This window comes from Litchfieldella xinjiangensis (genome assembly GCF_000759345.1).
Lineage (GTDB): Bacteria > Pseudomonadota > Gammaproteobacteria > Pseudomonadales > Halomonadaceae > Litchfieldella_A > Litchfieldella_A xinjiangensis.
On record NZ_JPZL01000002.1, the window covers coordinates 647,026 to 663,787 of the forward strand.

The window sequence follows — 16,762 nt, forward strand, 5'->3', positions numbered from 1 at the left end:
CAGCGCTAGGGCAGCTCGATGCAGCTGCCCAGAGTACCGTCCCCGGGCTCGATGCCCAGCGCGGTGGCCGTACCCTGGAGTACGGCCTGGGCGGCCTTGAAGGCCTCACGCGGCTGCCGGGCACGAATCGCTTCCATGACCTGGCGGTGACGCTCGAAGCTGGCCTCGGGGTCTACGGTACTGTCGTTGGACATCTCGACCAGCAGGTGGATCGAAGGGCGCAGGATATGAGAGAGCTGCGCCCATACGATGTTATGGGTGGCCTTGAAGATTGCTACATGGAAGGCAACATCGTAATCGCTATGCAATCGGCGCTCCTCATCGGTGCTCTCGCTATGCAGGCTGCGTCCCATACCCTCGAGGGCTTCCTCGATGGCGACCAGGTCGCGCGCCTTGGCACGCTTGGCGGCGGTCATCGCGACGTAGGGCTCCACATCCAGGCGAAAGGCGAGGATTTCGCGATGAATCCGGGGGTTGGGCGCGGCATAGCGTGTCATCCATTCGGTCACCGAGGGATCGAGGATATTCCAGTCCTCGTAATCGCGCACCTTGGAGCCATGCCCTGAAATGCGCGCAATGATGCCGACATCGACGAGCTGGCGCAGATCGCTTCTCACCGCGGAACGATTGATGGCGAATTGTTCGCAGAGATCGATCTCCTTGGGAACGAAGTCGCCAGGCTGATAGCGTCCTGAAAAGATGGATTCGGCGAGATAATCGACGACACGAGGTCGTGCGGGTTTGTCTAGTGACTTGACGTGCATGGCAACCAACGGCCTAAGATATTTAATACATAAGTTGCCATATGTTCAACATATGAGCAATGTCGACCGTCGTTTAGCACAAGGGTTCTAGCACAAGGACTCCCCCAGCCTCGCCATGAAGGCAGCACCCGCATCCAGTTGCTCGTAAGTGATATATTCATCGGGTTGATGCGCCTGGGCAATACTGCCCGGACCGCAAATGACCGTGGCCAATCCCTCACGCTGGAACTGTCCGGCCTCGGTAGCATAGGCCACGGCCTCCGTGGGGCGCTCGCCGAGTAGGTCATGACACAACGAAAGCGCCGCAGCATTGTCTCGATCGGCCAGTGCCGGCACGGTGGTGTTGAGGCAGTGGGTGGTGATCCCCGCTTCGGGGGCACGTTCCTGCATCGCCTTTTCCAGAGATCGCGCATAGTCATTCACGCGACCCAGCAAGTCGTCGAAACGATCCTGGGGCAAATGGCGGATCTCCCATTCGAAACTGCACTCACGTGCCATGATATTGATTGCCGTACCGCCGGCAATCTTTCCCACATGCAGGCTCGAATGCACCACGTTGAAGGCTTCGTCGATGCGGCCTTCGGCCTGGAGCTCCTGCATTACGTCTTCGATCCTGGCGACCAGCCGGGCCGCCACGTGGATGGCCGACACCCCCTGGTTCACCTGGCTGGAGTGGGCTTCTCGCCCGGTCACCACGGTGCGCAGGTTGGTGGCGCCTTTCTGGGCCGTAACCGGCGCCATGAGTGTGGGCTCACCTACGATGACCGCCGCCGGACGCGGGTGATCGGCCATCAGACGCTCGATCATGCGTGGTGCACCGACGCAGCCGATCTCCTCATCATAGGAAAAGGCCAGATAGATGGGGCGGGTCAAGGGGCGAGTTACCCAGCGTGGCACCTCGGCCAGGGCGCAGGCGATGAAGCCCTTCATGTCGCAGGTGCCGCGGCCATAGAGCTTGCCGTCATCCTTTTCGACCAGTTCGAACGGATCGGTGGACCACGGCTGCCCGTCCACCGGTACCACGTCGGTATGGCCGGACAGCACGACACCGCCTTCCACTGCCGGACCGATGCGCGCCAAGAGGTTGGCCTTGCGGCCGTCATCGCTCTCGATGCGTTGGTGGGGTATGTCGAACTCGTCCAGGTAGCCCTCGATGAATTCGATCAAGGCCAGGTTGGAGTCGCGCGAAACGGTGGCAAAGCCCACCAGACGTGATAGCAGCTCGACCGCGGTCATGGTCCACTCCTAGTTGGATAATAGGCAAAGCCTAACATGCCCCAGGTGAGGAGGCTGTGTCGCTGACACAGCTTGGCGTCCATGTGAACGCGGCAGCCGGTGAGGCTGCCGCGAGGCATTGAGCGCTTACCTTTGTACGTTTCGGCGCAGTTCGGGGACGACCATCACGGCAAGCGTCAAGCCGGTGATCGGCAACACGAAGTAGAGCATCAGCGCACTGAAGCCGGCCAGGGCGTCGTGATGTGTGGCGGCCAGGATCAGGTAGGCGGTATAGGCCACGTAGTAACCCATCAGCACGGCCCCTTCCCAGCGATTGATGGCACTGGCGGTGAAGCAGATCGGCAGGCAGGCAACGGCCACGGCGAGCATCACCGGAAGGTCGAGGCTGAGCATGGCATCGGTCACGGCGATGCCGGCTGGGGCAATCAGGCTGGCCAGGCCGAGTACGCCAAGCAGGTTGAAGATGTTACTGCCGACCACGTTGCCTACGGCGATGTCCCGCTGTCCGCGCAAGGCCGCGACGATCGAGGTGACGACCTCGGGCAGAGAGGTGCCGGCAGCGATCACGGTCAGGCCGATCACCTGTTCGCTGACGCCGAGCCAGGTGGCCAGCACGACCGCCGAATCGACGAAAAAGCGCGAGCCGGCGACCAGCATGGCGAGCCCGCCAGCCACGAAGAGTACGTCGCGGGCCCAGTGGTGGCTCTTTTCCTCGTTGGTCCCCGGCTCGGTGGGGGTTGACTGGCGCCGCCCTTGCCATAGCAGGAAGCCGGTATAGACGATTAATCCCAGGAACAGCAGGCCACCATCAAGCCGACCGATACTGCCATCCAGGGCCATGAGCAGCACGACCAGGGAGAGTGCAATCATCAGCGGAATATCCAGGCGGATCAGCTGCTGAGCCACGGCGAGCGGTACGATCAGTGCCGAGATGCCCAGAATGAACAATATGTTGAAAATATTACTGCCCACAACGTTGCCGATGGCGATACCCGCCTGATCGTCGAAGACCGCCTTGATACTGACGACGAGTTCGGGCGCGCTGGTGCCGAAGGCCACCACGGTGAGCCCGATGATCAACGGTGAGATACCCACCTTCCCCGCCAAGCGAGAGGCGCCCTGGACGAGGCCCTCCGCACCGGCAATCAACAGGGCTAGACCGACCAACATCAGCAACATTGTCAGCATTTTGGGTACTTCCGTTCACTTAGGGGAGGGGGCGGCTCTTAGCCGTAAAAGCGGGGTGATCATGGCACGATCATGGGCTCACCGATGCGCAGCTCGATTATGCATCGACCGAGCGCGTGCACGGAATGGCCTCGATGAGAAAATCTATCGGGGCATTGGTCAGCCGTCGTCAGAGGAGCGCTGCGATGATCATTGCGCACATAGCGAAAAGACAAACGATACCGACGCCATAGGCGATAGTGCGCCAAGGTTGAAGTGCAGAGAGATAAAACATCGTGTGCAAGTACCTCGCCGCCGTGAACCCAAGGAAAAGCCAAGGGGCCAGGCTCGGTGAAGCGTTCACCCACACATACGCGGTGGCAAGAGCGAAGAATATGGGAATGTTCTCTAGATCATTGCGCCAGGCTTTTGCCGCACGCTGAACTTGGGGTAACTCCTCTGCGGCAGCTTTCTGCCCAACCAAGGCTGCATCTTCAGGTGTCTTGAAGGTTCGCTTGCCGATACGGTGATATCCCTGAAATAGGGAAATGGCGAACATCTTCAGGAACAGTAATACTGCGGAGACAGCATATAAATGCTCTACTTCATTCATGTCATTACCCTTGATATGAGCCCGGCGTGCTATGAACGTGCAGAATCAACTCGTTTCCCCGAGAGTATAGGCGGGCGTGCTGTAGGATATTCATTAGGCCATGTCCGATCATGTTGATTGCCCTACTGGCATATGCGCAGGCGATTCGAAACGAGTTCGTGCTTGCACTGAAAAGGGAGGCCAGGTGCCTCCCTTCTTCGTTTTTCAGTTCGAGATTAATCGTTTAATCGAAGGTCCTGCTATGTGCTCAGAACTCCAGCCCCAGCGCAAAGCCGCCGAGCAGGTAGCAGAACAGGGTGATCAGGGCGATCCCGATCACGTTCAGGACGACGCCACCGCGCGCCATCTGGGCGATGCTGACCGCGCCGGTGCCGAAGACGATGGCATTCGGAGGTGTGCCGACTGGCAGCATGAAAGCACAGGTCGCGGCGAAGGCCGCCGGGATTAGCAGCGTCATCGGGTCGGCACCGATGCCGACCGCCACGCCGCCGAGTACGGGGATGAAGGTAGCGGCCGTTGCCGTATTGCTGGTCACCTCGGTGAGGAACAGCACGAGCGTGGTCACGGCGGCGACCAGCAACAGAATCGGAAGCACCTCGAGGCCGGTAATCTGCTCACCGAACCAGCTATCCAGGCCCGTTGCTGCGACCGCACCGGCGAGGCTCAAGCCGCCGCCGAACAGCAACAACACGCCCCAGGGCAGCCCATCCTCGGCATCCTGCCAATTCAGCACCATCTCGCGCCGGCCTCGTCCGGGCAGGATGAACATCGCAATGCCGGCGGCAATGGCGATGGCCGTGTCATCGAGTTCGCCGAACGGCCCCAGCCGGTCCCCGATGCCCGGGATACTGGCGAGCACGCCGGGCACGACCCACAGAAACGCGGCCGAACCGAAGACGATCATGACCATCTTCTCGCCCTGACTGAGGGGGCCGAGCTTTTGGATCTCGCCGTCGATCATCTCCTTGCCGCCGGGGATCTCTGCGATATCGAAACGGTAAAGCACGTTGGTCATCAATACCCAGCCCACCAGGATGAAGGTGAATGCCAGCGGCACGCCGAGCATCATCCACTCGAGAAAACCGATGGTACGACCCAACTCGTCGGCAGCGTAGCCGGCAACGATGGCATTCGGCGGGCTGCCGAGCAGGGTGCCGAGACCACCCATGCTCGCCGACCAGGCAATCGCCAGGAGCAGGCAGAGACCGAAGCGCTTGATGTTATCGTCATGGATAAAGTCGACGTGGCCGGCCCGGTGATGGTCATGGCCAGGGGAGGTCGTATGCATGGACTCGCCGCTGCGCTCCGCCACCAGACGGAGTACGGAAAGCCCGATCGGGAGCATCATCAGTGTCGTTGCGGTGTTGGAGACCCACATCGAGAGAAACCCTGTGGCGAGCATCATGCCAAGCACGATCCGCTTTGGCTCGACCCCGACCCGGGCTAGCGTCAGAAGCGCAATGCGGCGATGAAGATTCCACTTTTCCATCGCGATGGCGATCAGAAAACCGCCAAGGAAAAGAAAAACGATGGAACTGGCGTAAGGTGCCGTGGCCTGACCGACGGTTCGCTCGGTCAACATCGGAATCAGCACGATCGGCAACAGGGCGGTCGCCGAGAGCGGTATCGCCTCCGTCATCCACCAGACGGCCATCAGCGTAGCGATCGTCGCGACCCAGCGCGCATCCGACGACAGCCCCTCGGCGCTCCCCATGGCGATCCACACCAACAACGCCAAGAGCAGCCCGAAGCCGCGCAAGCCCCAAATCATCCTGGCTGATCGTTCGTTCGAACCTGGCCCTTCGGGAGAGGCACCGGGTTGATCGTGCGATTGAGGCTGTTCTGTCATATTGGCTCTCTCCCCATTTTCACTCATGCTAGTTCATCCGTGGAACGCCGGTTAGCGCTTTGGGGAGATAGCGTAGAGCATGTCAATTAGTTTGCTTAGGATCTTGGTGAGCGTCTTCGATTGCGTAGCACGCCGGTCGCGTCGAAGGCACCTTGGTACCGGTTGGAGTCGGGCCGGCGCACTTTAATAGCAAGAATCGGAGTGTGTCTAGCGATCCCGGGGTTCACCCTGCCCATAAGGAAGATGCCAACTCACCATCGGGGGCCCGCCATGATAGAGACGTCAACAGAGCCGCTAGCCACTTTCGACTCCGACGAGGCAAAGTGGGCGGCAGTACTGGCCCGCGATGCGGTGGCAGATGACGCTTTCGTCTACGCGGTGTGTACCACCGGGATCTATTGTCGTCCCACCTGCGCTTCGCGTCGGCCGCGCCGCAAAAACGCCGAGTTCCACGCGGATGCGGCCGCGGCCGAGCGGGCCGGTTACCGACCCTGTCAACGCTGCCACCCGCAGGGGGTGTCCTTGGCCCAGCGGCACGCGCAGAGTGTCGCCAAGGCTTGCCGGCTCATTGATGCATCCGATGAGCTCCCTTCGCTCGATGCGCTGGCGCAAGCCGCGGGACTGAGCCGTCACCACTTTCATCGCGTATTCAAGTCGAACATTGGCCTGACGCCCAGGGCCTACGCTGCCGGCCAGCGTGCCGAACGGGTGCGGGACGAAATGGTGCGCAGCAGGACCGTCACCGAGGCAATTTATGAGTCGGGCTATCATTCCAGCGGACGCTTCTAAGCCGATTCTAATCGCTTGTTTGGCATGACGCCGAAACGTTACCGTTCGGGAGGGAAGGGCATGGAGATTCGCTTTGCCCTGGGAGAATGTTCACTAGGCTCGATTCTGGTAGCGGCCAGCGAAAAGGGGATTTGCGCCATTTCCCTAGGGGGCGATCCGGAGCTGCTTTTGCAAGAATTCCAGGATCGCTTCGCGAACGCTGATCTGCTTCACGGGGGAAAGGATTTCGATGCATGGGTGTCCCAAGTGGTGGGTTTTGTCGAGGCGCCTGACATCGGGCTATCGTTGCCGCTTGATATCCGTGGCACTGCCTTTCAGCAGCGAGTCTGGCAGGCGATGACCGAGATTCCGGTGGGTGCTACCCTCAGCTATGCGGCGTTGGCGGAGCGGATTGGCTCTCCCAAGTCGGTGCGCGCCGTGGCCAGGGCCTGTGCCTCGAATACCATTGCGCTTGCCATTCCCTGTCATCGGGTGGTGCGCAGCGACGGGTCGCTGTCCGGGTATCGTTGGGGCGTCGAGAAAAAGCGCGCCCTGCTTGAGCGGGAACGTCAGTAAGGCTCAGTTAGGCGGTTAGACAGGCGCTTCTTCCAGCGCTTCGGAAATGCCAGCCTGGGGCGTACGTTCAAAATACGTAGCACCACGCAGCTGCGCGTGGCCTTTTTCGCCGGGCATGGCATAGAGCCTCGCATGCAAGCCTTCGAGCGCCCTGCTATTGGCACAGCGCAGTACGTTTCACCCGCTCATGCGCGGCCGCTGCCAATAGCCAACGCCTATACGCATTCGATTACTGGTAGTAGCCAGGTACCGTGCCACGGATGTAAACGCTGTGCCCGGGTACGCGCAAACCCATGCTCTCATTATCTGAAGAAATCGCTGTTATAGCCATCCATTACCAAAAGCTATCAAGCTTGTTGGCTAATACAACGCCCGTACCGCTGGGTGTAACTGGTATACATACGCTCACAGAAGGAGAGGGACCGCGCCGCTTTCGCTACGAGTGAAGCGTGCCTACGTGTCAGGGACAGACCGTGAATTCGATTGACAGGCATATAACGAGAAGTGACACGTGGAGAGCGTTATGGACCAGAAAGTAAGCAATTCCGCAGGCAAGTGCCCGGTAATGCATGGCTCACGCACCAAGCATGGGGATACCGGCAACTCGAATCACGACTGGTGGCCTAACCAGCTCAATCTCAACATTCTTCATCAACATGCCCCGAAGTCGAATCCGCTGGGTGAAGCGTTCGACTACGCTGAGGCATTCAAGTCCCTCGATCTCGCCGCGGTCAAGAAAGACCTCGAAGCGTTGATGACCGATTCCCAGGAATGGTGGCCGGCCGACTACGGGCACTACGGTCCGCTCTTCATCCGCATGGCCTGGCACAGTGCCGGCAGTTACCGGGTGGGTGATGGCCGTGGGGGTGCCGGTACCGGCACGCAGCGCTTCGCACCGCTCAACAGCTGGCCGGACAACGGCAACCTGGACAAGGCACGCCGCCTGTTGTGGCCGATCAAGCAGAAGTATGGCAACAAGCTATCCTGGGCCGACCTGTTCATCCTGACCGGTAACGTCGCCCTGGAATCCATGGGCTTCAAGACCTTCGGCTTTGCCGGTGGCCGCGCGGACGTCTACCAGCCCGAGGAAGACATCTATTGGGGTGCCGAGGACGAGTGGTTGGCCACCAGCGACCACGCCAAGAGCCGTTATTCGGGTGAGCGTGACCTGGAAAACCCGCTGGCGGCGGTGCAGATGGGTCTCATCTACGTCAACCCGGAAGGGCCCGACGGCAACCCGGATCCGCTGGCCTCGGCCCGCGATATCCGCGAGACCTTCGCCCGTATGGCAATGAATGACTACGAGACAGTGGCCTTGACCGCCGGCGGTCATACCTTCGGCAAGACCCACGGTGCCGGCGATGCAGCCAATGTCGGACCGGAGCCGGAAGCCGCGCCGATGGAGGAGATGGGCTTCGGCTGGAAGAGTACCCACAAGAGCGGCAAGGGCCGCGACACCATCACCAGCGGACTGGAAGGTGCCTGGACGCCGACGCCCACCCAGTGGGACATGAGTTACTTCGACGTCCTGTTCGGCTACGAGTGGGAATTGACCACCAGCCCGGCCGGTGCCAAGCAGTGGGTAGCCAAGGACCTGGCCGAGAAGGACATGGCGCCTGACGCAGAAGATGCCAGCAAGCGGGTTGGCATCATGATGTCCACCGCTGATATGGCCATGCGCGAGGATCCCGAATATCGCAGGATCTCCGAGCACTTCCACAACAACCCCGATGAATTCGCCGACGCCTTCGCCCGTGCCTGGTTCAAGCTGACCCACCGTGACATGGGCCCGAAGGTGCGTTACCTGGGTACGGAAGTGCCGGCTGAAGAGCTGATCTGGCAGGATCCAGTCCCGGCGGTCGACCACGAGTTGGTCAATGCCCAGGACATCGCCGACCTCAAGGACAAGATCCTGTCGTCCGGCCTGACTGTTTCCGAGCTGGTGTATACCGCTTGGTCATCCGCCTCGACCTTCCGGGGCTCCGACATGCGCGGGGGCGCCAACGGTGCGCGCATTCGCTTGGCCCCGCAGAAGGATTGGGATGCCAATCAGCCCGAGCAATTGGCCAAGGTCCTGCAAACGCTGGAAAGTATTCAGGGTGACTTCAATGCGACGCAGACGGGCAACAAGCATGTCTCGCTGGCCGACCTGATCGTGTTGGGCGGTGTCGCCGCTATCGAGAAGGCTGCCAAGGAGGCCGGTCACGCCATTGAGGTGCCGTTCGTCCCCGGCCGTACCGACGCCACCAATGAGCAGACCGATGCCGACTCCTTCGAGTGGCTGCGCCCTGAAGCCGATGGTTTCCGCAATTACCGTCGGGCCCGTTTCAATGTCTCCGACGAAGAGATGCTGCTCGACAAGGCGCAGTTGTTGGGACTCAGTGCGCCCGAAATGACCGCGCTGGTGGGTGGTATGCGCGTGCTGGAAGCCAACTACGCTAACGCACGCCACGGCGTATTCACTCAGCGCCCCGGTACCCTGACCAACGACTTCTTCGTCAACCTGGTCGACATGAACACGCAGTGGCTGCCGGTCTCGCCCGATGCCGACGTGTTCGAAGGTCGTGATCGCAAGACGGGTGAAGTGAAGTGGACCGGAACGCGGGTTGACCTGGTGTTCGGCTCCAACTCCCAGCTGCGCGCGATCGCCGAGATCTACGCCCAGGACGACGCCAAGGAGAAGTTCGTCAATGACTTCGTCGTTGCCTGGAACAAGGTGATGAACGCGGACCGCTTCGACCTGGCGTAATCCGGCACGAAACGAGCGATGACCTAGGCGCCCCGGAAACGGGGCGCTTTTTTTGGGCGGTTAGGTGCTCACCAACCGCGCTCGGCTCGTGCCGTTCCCCAGTGGTTCCACCTGGATCTGCACCGGGATGCGTTCGTGCATTTCCTGAACGTGTGAAATTACCCCGACACGACGGCCCAGGGCCTGCAGGCCATCCAGCGCTTCCATGGCCAGCGCCAACGACTGCGGATCCAGGCTACCGAAACCTTCATCGATGAATAGCGACTCGATGGCCAGCTCGCCGGAGGCCATGGAGGCCAGGCCTAGGGCCAGGGCCAGCGAGACGAGGAAGGTCTCGCCGCCCGAAAGCGAGTGCACCGAGCGCCGCTCGTCGCCCATGTCGTGGTCCACCACCAGCAGGCCTAACGGCGTGCCGCCCCGCGCCAGCCGATAACGTCGGCTGAGCCCGGCCAGGTGGACATTGGCGTGTTCCAACAGTTGCTCCAGGTTGTAGGCTTGGGCGATACGCCGGAACAGCTTGCCGTCGGCGGAACCGATCAGCTCGCTGATCCGGCCCCAGCGCACGTATTCGGCCTGAGCCGCTTCCAGCTCGGCCTGGCCCGCTTGCTGGCGTTGTCGGCGCCGGTCGTCGTCGCGCAGGGCATGAACGGCCTCGTCTCGGGCCTGTTGAACCCCCTTGAGCCGTAGCGCGAGCGCTTCGCGTTCATTGGCCAGAGCGTCGCGGCGGCCGGCAATCCTGGCATCGATAGCCTCATTCAGTAGGGCATCGTCGCCTTGTGTATCGTCGGTCAAGCCCTGTTCGCGGCGATGCTCGGCCAAGGCGTGGCGGCGCTCGGCGAGGCTGGCCTCGGCCCGTTGGCGGGCTTCGTCGGCCATGGTTAGTTCGCGCTCTTCGCGCTCGGCGTCTGCCTCGGGCTGCGCAAGCAGGCGGGTAAGCGTGGCGTCGTCCAGTTGCGGATGGGCCTGGCGCCAGTCGGCCAGTTCCCGCTCCAGCGTGGCACGCTCTTGAGTCAGTGTCTGGATGCGCTCCGCTTCGTGGCTAAGCTGCTGGTTCAGGCGCGCTTGCTCGCGTTCGGCGTCATGGCAGCGCTGTATGGCCTGGGCATGCTGTTGGCGAGCGGCCTCCTGACGTGCATCCAATGCCTGCTGCCAAGCATCGGCCGAATCATACCCGCCGAGCAGTGCCTGGAGCGTATTGGCCACGTCGTCGCGTTGCTGGCGCAGGGGAGGGAGCCGCTCGGCGAGTCTGGACCGTTCCTCGTCGAGGGCGATCCGCCGGGTTTCAAGCTGGGTGAGGCCCAGTTCGCCTTGGTGCAGGGCCTCTTCGAGCGGGGCCAGCTCGGCCTCGGCCCGGGCCAGCGCTTGCAGGGTGGCTTCGTGCTGCTTACGGGCGGCGTCACTGTGTTGCTGCTGATGGGCGAGCCAGGCGTCGCGCTCGTCGGCATGGATGGCCCCCAGTTCCGCGTGAAGCGGATGGTGAGTCAATGCCTGGTTGGCTTGGGCCAGGCGCGCCTCGGCCTCCTGTCGCTCCTGCTGGAAGCGGGCGATAGCTGCCTTGAGGGCGCGATACTCGCCTTCGAGATCGTCGCGCACGCGCTGGGCCTGTTCCCAGGCCTGTCGAGCCTCGGCCAGCTGGGCATCTTCCTGCGCTTGTTGCGCGGCGAGCTGGGCCGCTTCTGGCGTTACGGGCGGTGTGTGGCGGTAGGGATGCTCCAGCCCGCCACACACCGGACAGGGCTCGCCTTCCTGCAGGGTCTCGCGTAGGTGCGCCACGCTCTCGCTGCGCGCGGCGCGGTTGCGCTCGATGAAATCGCGCAGGCGGGTGTAATGACGCGCTTGCTCGTCGAGCTGCTGTCGGGCCGTCTTGCCCTGGGCAAGGAGTTGTGCCTGGCGCGTCTCATCGTCACCCAGTTGTTTATCCAACCGTTGCCGGGATTGTTCGGCGCGGCAGGCTTCCTGCCAGGCCGTGGCCAACGTGCTCAAGGACAGACTACGACGCGCGGCCTGGTCGTGGGCGTGCTGGGCTGCCTGGCGTGCGCTGTCTATCCGCTCATGTTGGCCCATGTACTGGTGAAGGGTGGCCTGCCATTCGTCGCGCTGCTGCTTTTGTGCATGTTGTGTGGCTTCGGCCTGTCGTCGCTGCTCAGTCAGTCGCTCAGCCTGTTGTTCAAGCGTGCTGTGCTGCGAGGCTAGATCGTTCAGCTGTCGTTCGAGGGTGGCCAACGTCTGGGACTGTTCCCGGGCCTGGCGCAAGGCGGGTTCGGCACGCTGGCGAGCCTGGGCGGCGTCTTCAAGTCGTTGCGCGGCTTGATCCCGCGCTTGGGCGGCCGCCTGTTGGTCGGTTTGGGCCTGCTCCAGAGCCTGGCGGGTCTGACGATGGGTCGCTTCCAGGGTAGCGATCTCATCGGGCATCTCAGCCTGGCGCAGCAGACGGTGACGCTTTGGCGCGAGCAGGCGGCGACATTCCCGGTCGGCCCGAGCATCGGCAAGCGAATGACAGCGCGTTTCGGCATCACGCTGTTGCTGGCGTCCCTCTCGATAGGCCTGGTGAAATCGCGCGTCGACAGCATGCCACTGTTGGCGGGCTTCCAGTTGCTTGTCCTGCTGTTGCAAGCCGGATAGCTCACCCTCGACTTGCTCGGCGTTGTGCTCCAGGGTGGCTCGCGTCTCGGCATCGGCAGGCAGATCATCGGCGAGACGGGTCTGCAGGGCCTCGACACGCTTTTTTGCCTGGCTGGCGCGGCGATAGGCGGCCATGGAAATCTGTGAATACTCGGCCGTGCCGGTCAGGCGTTCGAGCAGGTCGCTACGCTCGTTGTCGTCGGCCTTGAGAAAGGCGGCGAATTCACTTTGTGCCAGCAGCACGGCCCGGGTGAACTGATCGAAGGTCAGCCCCAGGCGCTGTGGAAGCAACTCAGCGAATTCACGCTTCTGGTTGGTGAGTAGCCGGTCGTCCTCGATGTCGGTGAGCGATTGCTCCACGGCCTGCAGCCGACCGCTGGCCTTCTCGCGGGCACGCCGCACCGCCCAGCGTGCCCGATAACGCCGTCCGTCGCGGCCCAGGAAATCGACTTCGGCATAACCTTGCGACGTCCCGCGCCGCAGCAGCGTGCGCGGATCGGCGGTGCTCACCGTCTCGCCTTCCACGTCGGGCAGCGGAGCATCGCGAGCGGGCGCCTGGCGAAGTCGGGGCGTGTTGCCATAAAGCGCCAGGCACAGGGCATCGAGCAGGGTGCTCTTGCCGGCGCCGGTGGGGCCGGTGATGGCGAACAGGCCGGCCTCGCTGAGCGGCGGTACGGTGAAATCCAGCGTGAGCGGACCGGGCAGTGAAGCCAGGTTGGCCAGGCGCAGCGCAAGGATCCTCATGGGCGCGACCCTCCCGACGGCTGTTCTTCCGAGCCGTCATCGAGCACGTCCTGAAGCAGCCGGTCGAAATCGGTCATTACCTCGGGTTCGGGGGCGTACCCCCACCGTTCCTGCCAGGTGAGCTCGAACAGGCGGCGCGGTCCCAGTGTATCCAGTTCGACCCGCGCCGGTGCATTGTCGTGTTGAATCTCGGGCAAGCGACGCACCAGGCGCAGCAGGCGAAGGGCCTTGCCCTCCATCGCCGCCTCGATCTGGGCGCGCAGGTCGGGCACCGGGGCGGCCAGCACGACGCGCACTTCCAACCAGGGCCACTGCTCGCGAGGGCGCTCCGGGTCGTGGGGAAGCGATTCGAGTTCAGCCACGACCTCGTCGAGGGGGCCGGGGCCGATACGATGCATGGCGACGGGGCGTGGTACGGGAATCGCTTCCACACCCGTCAGCGCTTCGCCGTCTAGCGAGACTTCCACGACCTGATGGGGATAGGCCGTTTCGCTGAAATCCAACGGCAGGGGGCTGCCGCTGTAGCGGATACGCGACTCGCCGACCTGTTGCGCGCGGTGCAGATGGCCCAGCGCCACATAGGCGATGTCGTCAGGAAACAGGGCGGCGGAGATCGACTCCTCTCCGCCGATGACGATGGGCCGCTCGCTGGCCTCGGAGACGGCCGCACCGTGCAGGTGCGCGTGGCTCATGGCCACCAGCGCCTGGCCGGGATGGCGGCGCGCGCGCGCGGTGTCGATGAGTTGTTCGTGAACCCGCGAAATACCGCCGACGTAGTCATTGCTGGGCAGGGCGTCATCCATCCGTTCAACGTTACGGCCGAGGCCGTGACCGGTCACCTCGGCGGGGCGCAGGAAGGGCAGTGCCAGACACCAGGCCTGGGTATCGCCGGAGGCATCGGTGAGGGGGACCAGCAAGCGCTCGGCATCGAGGCGGCCATCGTCGAGCCAGTTCACCCGGCCCAGGGCATGGGTGCGCAGGCGGCGCATCAACGGGGCCGGCAACTCGATACGATTGCCACTGTCGTGGTTACCGGCAATCAGAACGATGTCCAGGGCCGGCAGGCGCTCGTGGGCCGTCACGATGAAATCGTAGAGCAGCTCCTGGGCACGCAGTGAAGGATTGACCACATCGAAAATGTCGCCGGCTACCAGCAGGGCGTCAGCCTGGCGGTCGACGAGGGCATCGAGCAGCCAGTCGAGGAAGGCGCGATGCTCGGCATGACGCTCCTGGCCGTGGAAGGTCTGGCCCAGGTGCCAGTCGGCGGTGTGAATCAGCTTGAGCACAATATCACTCGTGGTTGGATCTGCGTCGATGATACACGATCCCGAGGTGGGCCCGGGTTGGGAGGAGCGCTCTCCTGTGCCTAGACTGGAGCCAGCCGATTACCTACGCAAGGATGCCGAATATGGACAAGACGCCACTAACGCCACTACACGAATGGACACCGACGCCGGACAAGGCGATAGCCCTGCAGCGCGAGCTGGCGCCCCGCGTCGAGCGGGAGGATCGCATCGGTGAGGTGAATCTGATCGCCGGGGTGGATATCGGCTTCGAGCAGGAAGGTGCCATCACCCGTGCCGCGGTCGTGCTGCTCGACTGGCCTTCGCTCACGCTCGTCGATCACGTCATCTATCGTGAGCCCACCCGCATGCCCTATATCCCCGGGCTGCTGTCGTTCCGTGAAATCCCCGCGGCCCTGGAGGCATTCAACAAGCTCTCGGCCACCCCGGACCTGGTCATGGTCGATGGCCAGGGCATCGCTCACCCGCGGCGCCTGGGTGTGGCTTCTCACCTCGGCTTGTGGCTCGACCTGCCGACCATCGGTGTGGCCAAGTCAATCCTGTGTGGTCGTCACGACGAGGTGCCCGAGCAGCGCGGCGGTTGGACGCCCTTGAGCCACCGTGGCGAGGTGATCGGTGCAGCGCTGCGCAGCCGCGAGAAGGTCAAGCCGATTTTTATCTCGTCCGGCCATCGTGTGAGCCTTGAAACCTCGCTGGACTGGGTCGTGCGCTGTCTTGGCCGCACAAAGTTGCCCGAGCCGACGCGGCTGGCCGATCGACTGGCGTCTCGGCGAGGTGCGATGCCCGCCGCTTCGAGCTAGACGATATCCAGCGGGACCTTGTGAATGGGAGGCGGAAAGGCGGCATCGAGCCGTGCCAACGCATCGTCATCCAGGCGAATCTCTAAGGCGCGGGCATTCTGCGAGACATGCTCCCGTTGCACGGCCTTGGGGATCGCGATCACTTCATGCTGGCCAGCGTGAGGTCGGATCGCCCAGGCCAGCAGCAACTGGGCCGGGGTGATGCCCAGCTCTGCGGCGATATCGAGTACCTCGGGGTGGGACATCAGCTCGTTGCGTAAACGACCGCCCTGGGCGAGCGGGCAGTAGGCCATCATGGGCAGGCCGCGTTCGTGCAGCCAGGGATATAAGTGGGTCTCGATGCCGCGGGATCCGAGATGGTAGAGCACCTGGTCGGTGACGCAGGCCGCGCCGCCGGGCTGAGCAAGCAATGCCTGCATGTCGTCGACATCGAAATTCGACACACCGAAGCGGAGAATCTTGCCCTGCTCCTGAAGCCGGGTGAAGGCTTCCAGGGTCTCTTCAAGGGGTATTTCGCCTGGCCAGTGGAGCAAATACAGGTCGAGATGATCGGTGTCCAGGCGCTTGAGGCTGCGTTCACAGGCTTCGATGGCGCTTTCGCGCCCCGCATTCCAGGGGTAGACCTTGGATACGAGGAACGCTTGCTCACGGCGGCCTGCCAATGCTTCGCCGACGACGCTTTCGGCGCCGCCCTCGCCATACATCTCGGCGGTATCGATCAGCGACAAACCCAGTTCCAGGCCTTCCTGCAGTGCCCGGACTTCGTCGCGATGCGGCGCCAGTCCCTCGCCCATGTACCAGGTGCCCTGGCCGATGGCAGGTACCTCGACGGCGGGATGGTCCCCCTGGGCAGCGAAGCGGACATGGGGAAGGCGGGTGGCTGGCATCGAGGGCGCTCCTGGCAGTGGCGGGTTCGTCTAGGCTGGCTCACCCTGGGTGGCTTTGCAACGTCGAGGGCAGCAGCGGTTATACTGGCCTCTTCTCGCCGTGAGTATTGTCATGAGTCCATCCGAACAGGTTATCGCCGCCACCCGTGAGTGGGTCTCATCGTTCGTCGTCGGGCACAACATCTGCCCCTTCGCCGGTCGTGAGGTGCGCCGCGAGACGATACGCTATACCAGCGTCACGGCTGAAGAATGGGAGCCGCTGCTTGCGGCCCTGCTCGATGAATGCCGACGTCTCGACAACGAGGCGGATATCGCCACGACGTTACTGATCGTCGAGTCAGGGCTGGAAGACTTCGAGACCTACCTCGACCTGCTGGCCGTGGCCGAGGCGTTGCTGGTCGATCAGGGCTACGAGGGGATCTACCAACTGGCAAGTTTTCACCCCGAGTACCGGTTCGCTGGCGCCCCCGACGATGATCCCGCCAACTACACCAATCGCTCGCCCTGGCCCATGCTGCATCTGCTGCGCGAGGCCGAACTCGAACAGGTGCTGATCCAGTACCCTGACCCCGAGGCCATACCCGAGCGCAATATTCTGGCCTTGCAAGCGATGGGCGAGGCGCCATTACGCAAGCGCCTGGCGTCACTGCGTCACCCTGAATCGAATGCCTGAACGAAGGAGA

13 protein-coding genes are annotated in these 16,762 nt (G+C 62.8%); 5 read left to right on the top strand and 8 right to left on the bottom strand.

Going from position 1 to position 16,762, the window contains the following annotated elements; genetic code table 11:
• Positions 1 to 5: 5 nt before the first annotated feature.
• From JH15_RS10370 to JH15_RS10390, 5 genes are all read right to left on the bottom strand, one after another.
• Positions 6 to 764, bottom strand: coding sequence for a FadR/GntR family transcriptional regulator (locus JH15_RS10370; protein WP_043529973.1), 759 nt, complete (start codon positions 762 to 764; stop codon positions 6 to 8).
• 87 nt (positions 765 to 851) lie between these two features.
• Complete coding sequence (gene argE / locus JH15_RS10375) at positions 852 to 2,000, bottom strand: acetylornithine deacetylase (RefSeq protein WP_043529975.1); 1,149 nt, start codon at positions 1,998 to 2,000, stop codon at positions 852 to 854.
• Between the two features lie 126 nt (positions 2,001 to 2,126).
• On the bottom strand, positions 2,127 to 3,188 hold the full coding sequence (locus tag JH15_RS10380; RefSeq protein WP_043529977.1) for a calcium/sodium antiporter: 1,062 nt from the start codon (positions 3,186 to 3,188) through the stop codon (positions 2,127 to 2,129).
• A gap of 169 nt (positions 3,189 to 3,357) precedes the next feature.
• A complete protein-coding gene (locus tag JH15_RS10385; protein ID WP_043529980.1) occupies positions 3,358 to 3,780 on the bottom strand; it encodes an MAPEG family protein in 423 nt (140 codons plus the stop codon).
• A 247-nt stretch (positions 3,781 to 4,027) separates the two neighbouring features.
• Positions 4,028 to 5,629 (bottom strand): SLC13 family permease, encoded by a 1,602-nt coding sequence (locus JH15_RS10390; RefSeq protein ID WP_043529982.1) that lies wholly within the window; start codon positions 5,627 to 5,629, stop codon positions 4,028 to 4,030.
• Between the two features lie 270 nt (positions 5,630 to 5,899).
• On the opposite strand from JH15_RS10390, the gene JH15_RS18530 reads away from it, so the two are divergent.
• From JH15_RS18530 to katG, 3 genes are all read left to right on the top strand, one after another.
• The gene (locus JH15_RS18530) at positions 5,900 to 6,418 is read left to right on the top strand and encodes a bifunctional transcriptional activator/DNA repair enzyme AdaA (RefSeq protein WP_331280872.1); all 519 of its coding nucleotides are present in this window, start codon (positions 5,900 to 5,902) and stop codon (positions 6,416 to 6,418) included.
• Between the two features lie 60 nt (positions 6,419 to 6,478).
• The gene (locus JH15_RS18535) at positions 6,479 to 6,973 is read left to right on the top strand and encodes a methylated-DNA--[protein]-cysteine S-methyltransferase (protein ID WP_331280873.1); all 495 of its coding nucleotides are present in this window, start codon (positions 6,479 to 6,481) and stop codon (positions 6,971 to 6,973) included.
• Between the two features lie 523 nt (positions 6,974 to 7,496).
• Positions 7,497 to 9,722, top strand: coding sequence for a catalase/peroxidase HPI (gene katG / locus JH15_RS10400; RefSeq protein WP_081948977.1), 2,226 nt, complete (start codon positions 7,497 to 7,499; stop codon positions 9,720 to 9,722).
• A gap of 60 nt (positions 9,723 to 9,782) precedes the next feature.
• Here the strand turns inward: katG and JH15_RS10405 are convergent, their stop codons facing one another.
• Positions 9,783 to 13,088: an AAA family ATPase gene (locus tag JH15_RS10405; RefSeq protein ID WP_043529984.1), complete on the bottom strand. Its 3,306-nt coding sequence runs from the start codon at positions 13,086 to 13,088 to the stop codon at positions 9,783 to 9,785.
• Entirely contained in the window at positions 13,085 to 14,374 is a 1,290-nt protein-coding gene (locus JH15_RS10410; protein ID WP_043529986.1) for an exonuclease SbcCD subunit D, read from the bottom strand. The genes JH15_RS10405 and JH15_RS10410 overlap by 4 nt, the downstream gene beginning before the upstream one ends.
• Before the next feature lie 122 nt (positions 14,375 to 14,496).
• On the opposite strand from JH15_RS10410, the gene nfi reads away from it, so the two are divergent.
• Positions 14,497 to 15,192, top strand: coding sequence for a deoxyribonuclease V (gene nfi / locus JH15_RS10415; protein WP_043529988.1), 696 nt, complete (start codon positions 14,497 to 14,499; stop codon positions 15,190 to 15,192).
• Here the strand turns inward: nfi and JH15_RS10420 are convergent.
• The gene (locus JH15_RS10420) at positions 15,189 to 16,079 is read right to left on the bottom strand and encodes an aldo/keto reductase (RefSeq protein ID WP_043529990.1); all 891 of its coding nucleotides are present in this window, start codon (positions 16,077 to 16,079) and stop codon (positions 15,189 to 15,191) included. The two genes, nfi and JH15_RS10420, sit on opposite strands and share 4 nt — an antisense overlap.
• Before the next feature lie 112 nt (positions 16,080 to 16,191).
• On the opposite strand from JH15_RS10420, the gene JH15_RS10425 reads away from it, so the two are divergent.
• On the top strand, positions 16,192 to 16,752 hold the full coding sequence (locus JH15_RS10425; RefSeq protein WP_043529992.1) for a DUF1415 domain-containing protein: 561 nt from the start codon (positions 16,192 to 16,194) through the stop codon (positions 16,750 to 16,752).
• The last annotated feature ends 10 nt before the right edge of the window (positions 16,753 to 16,762 follow it).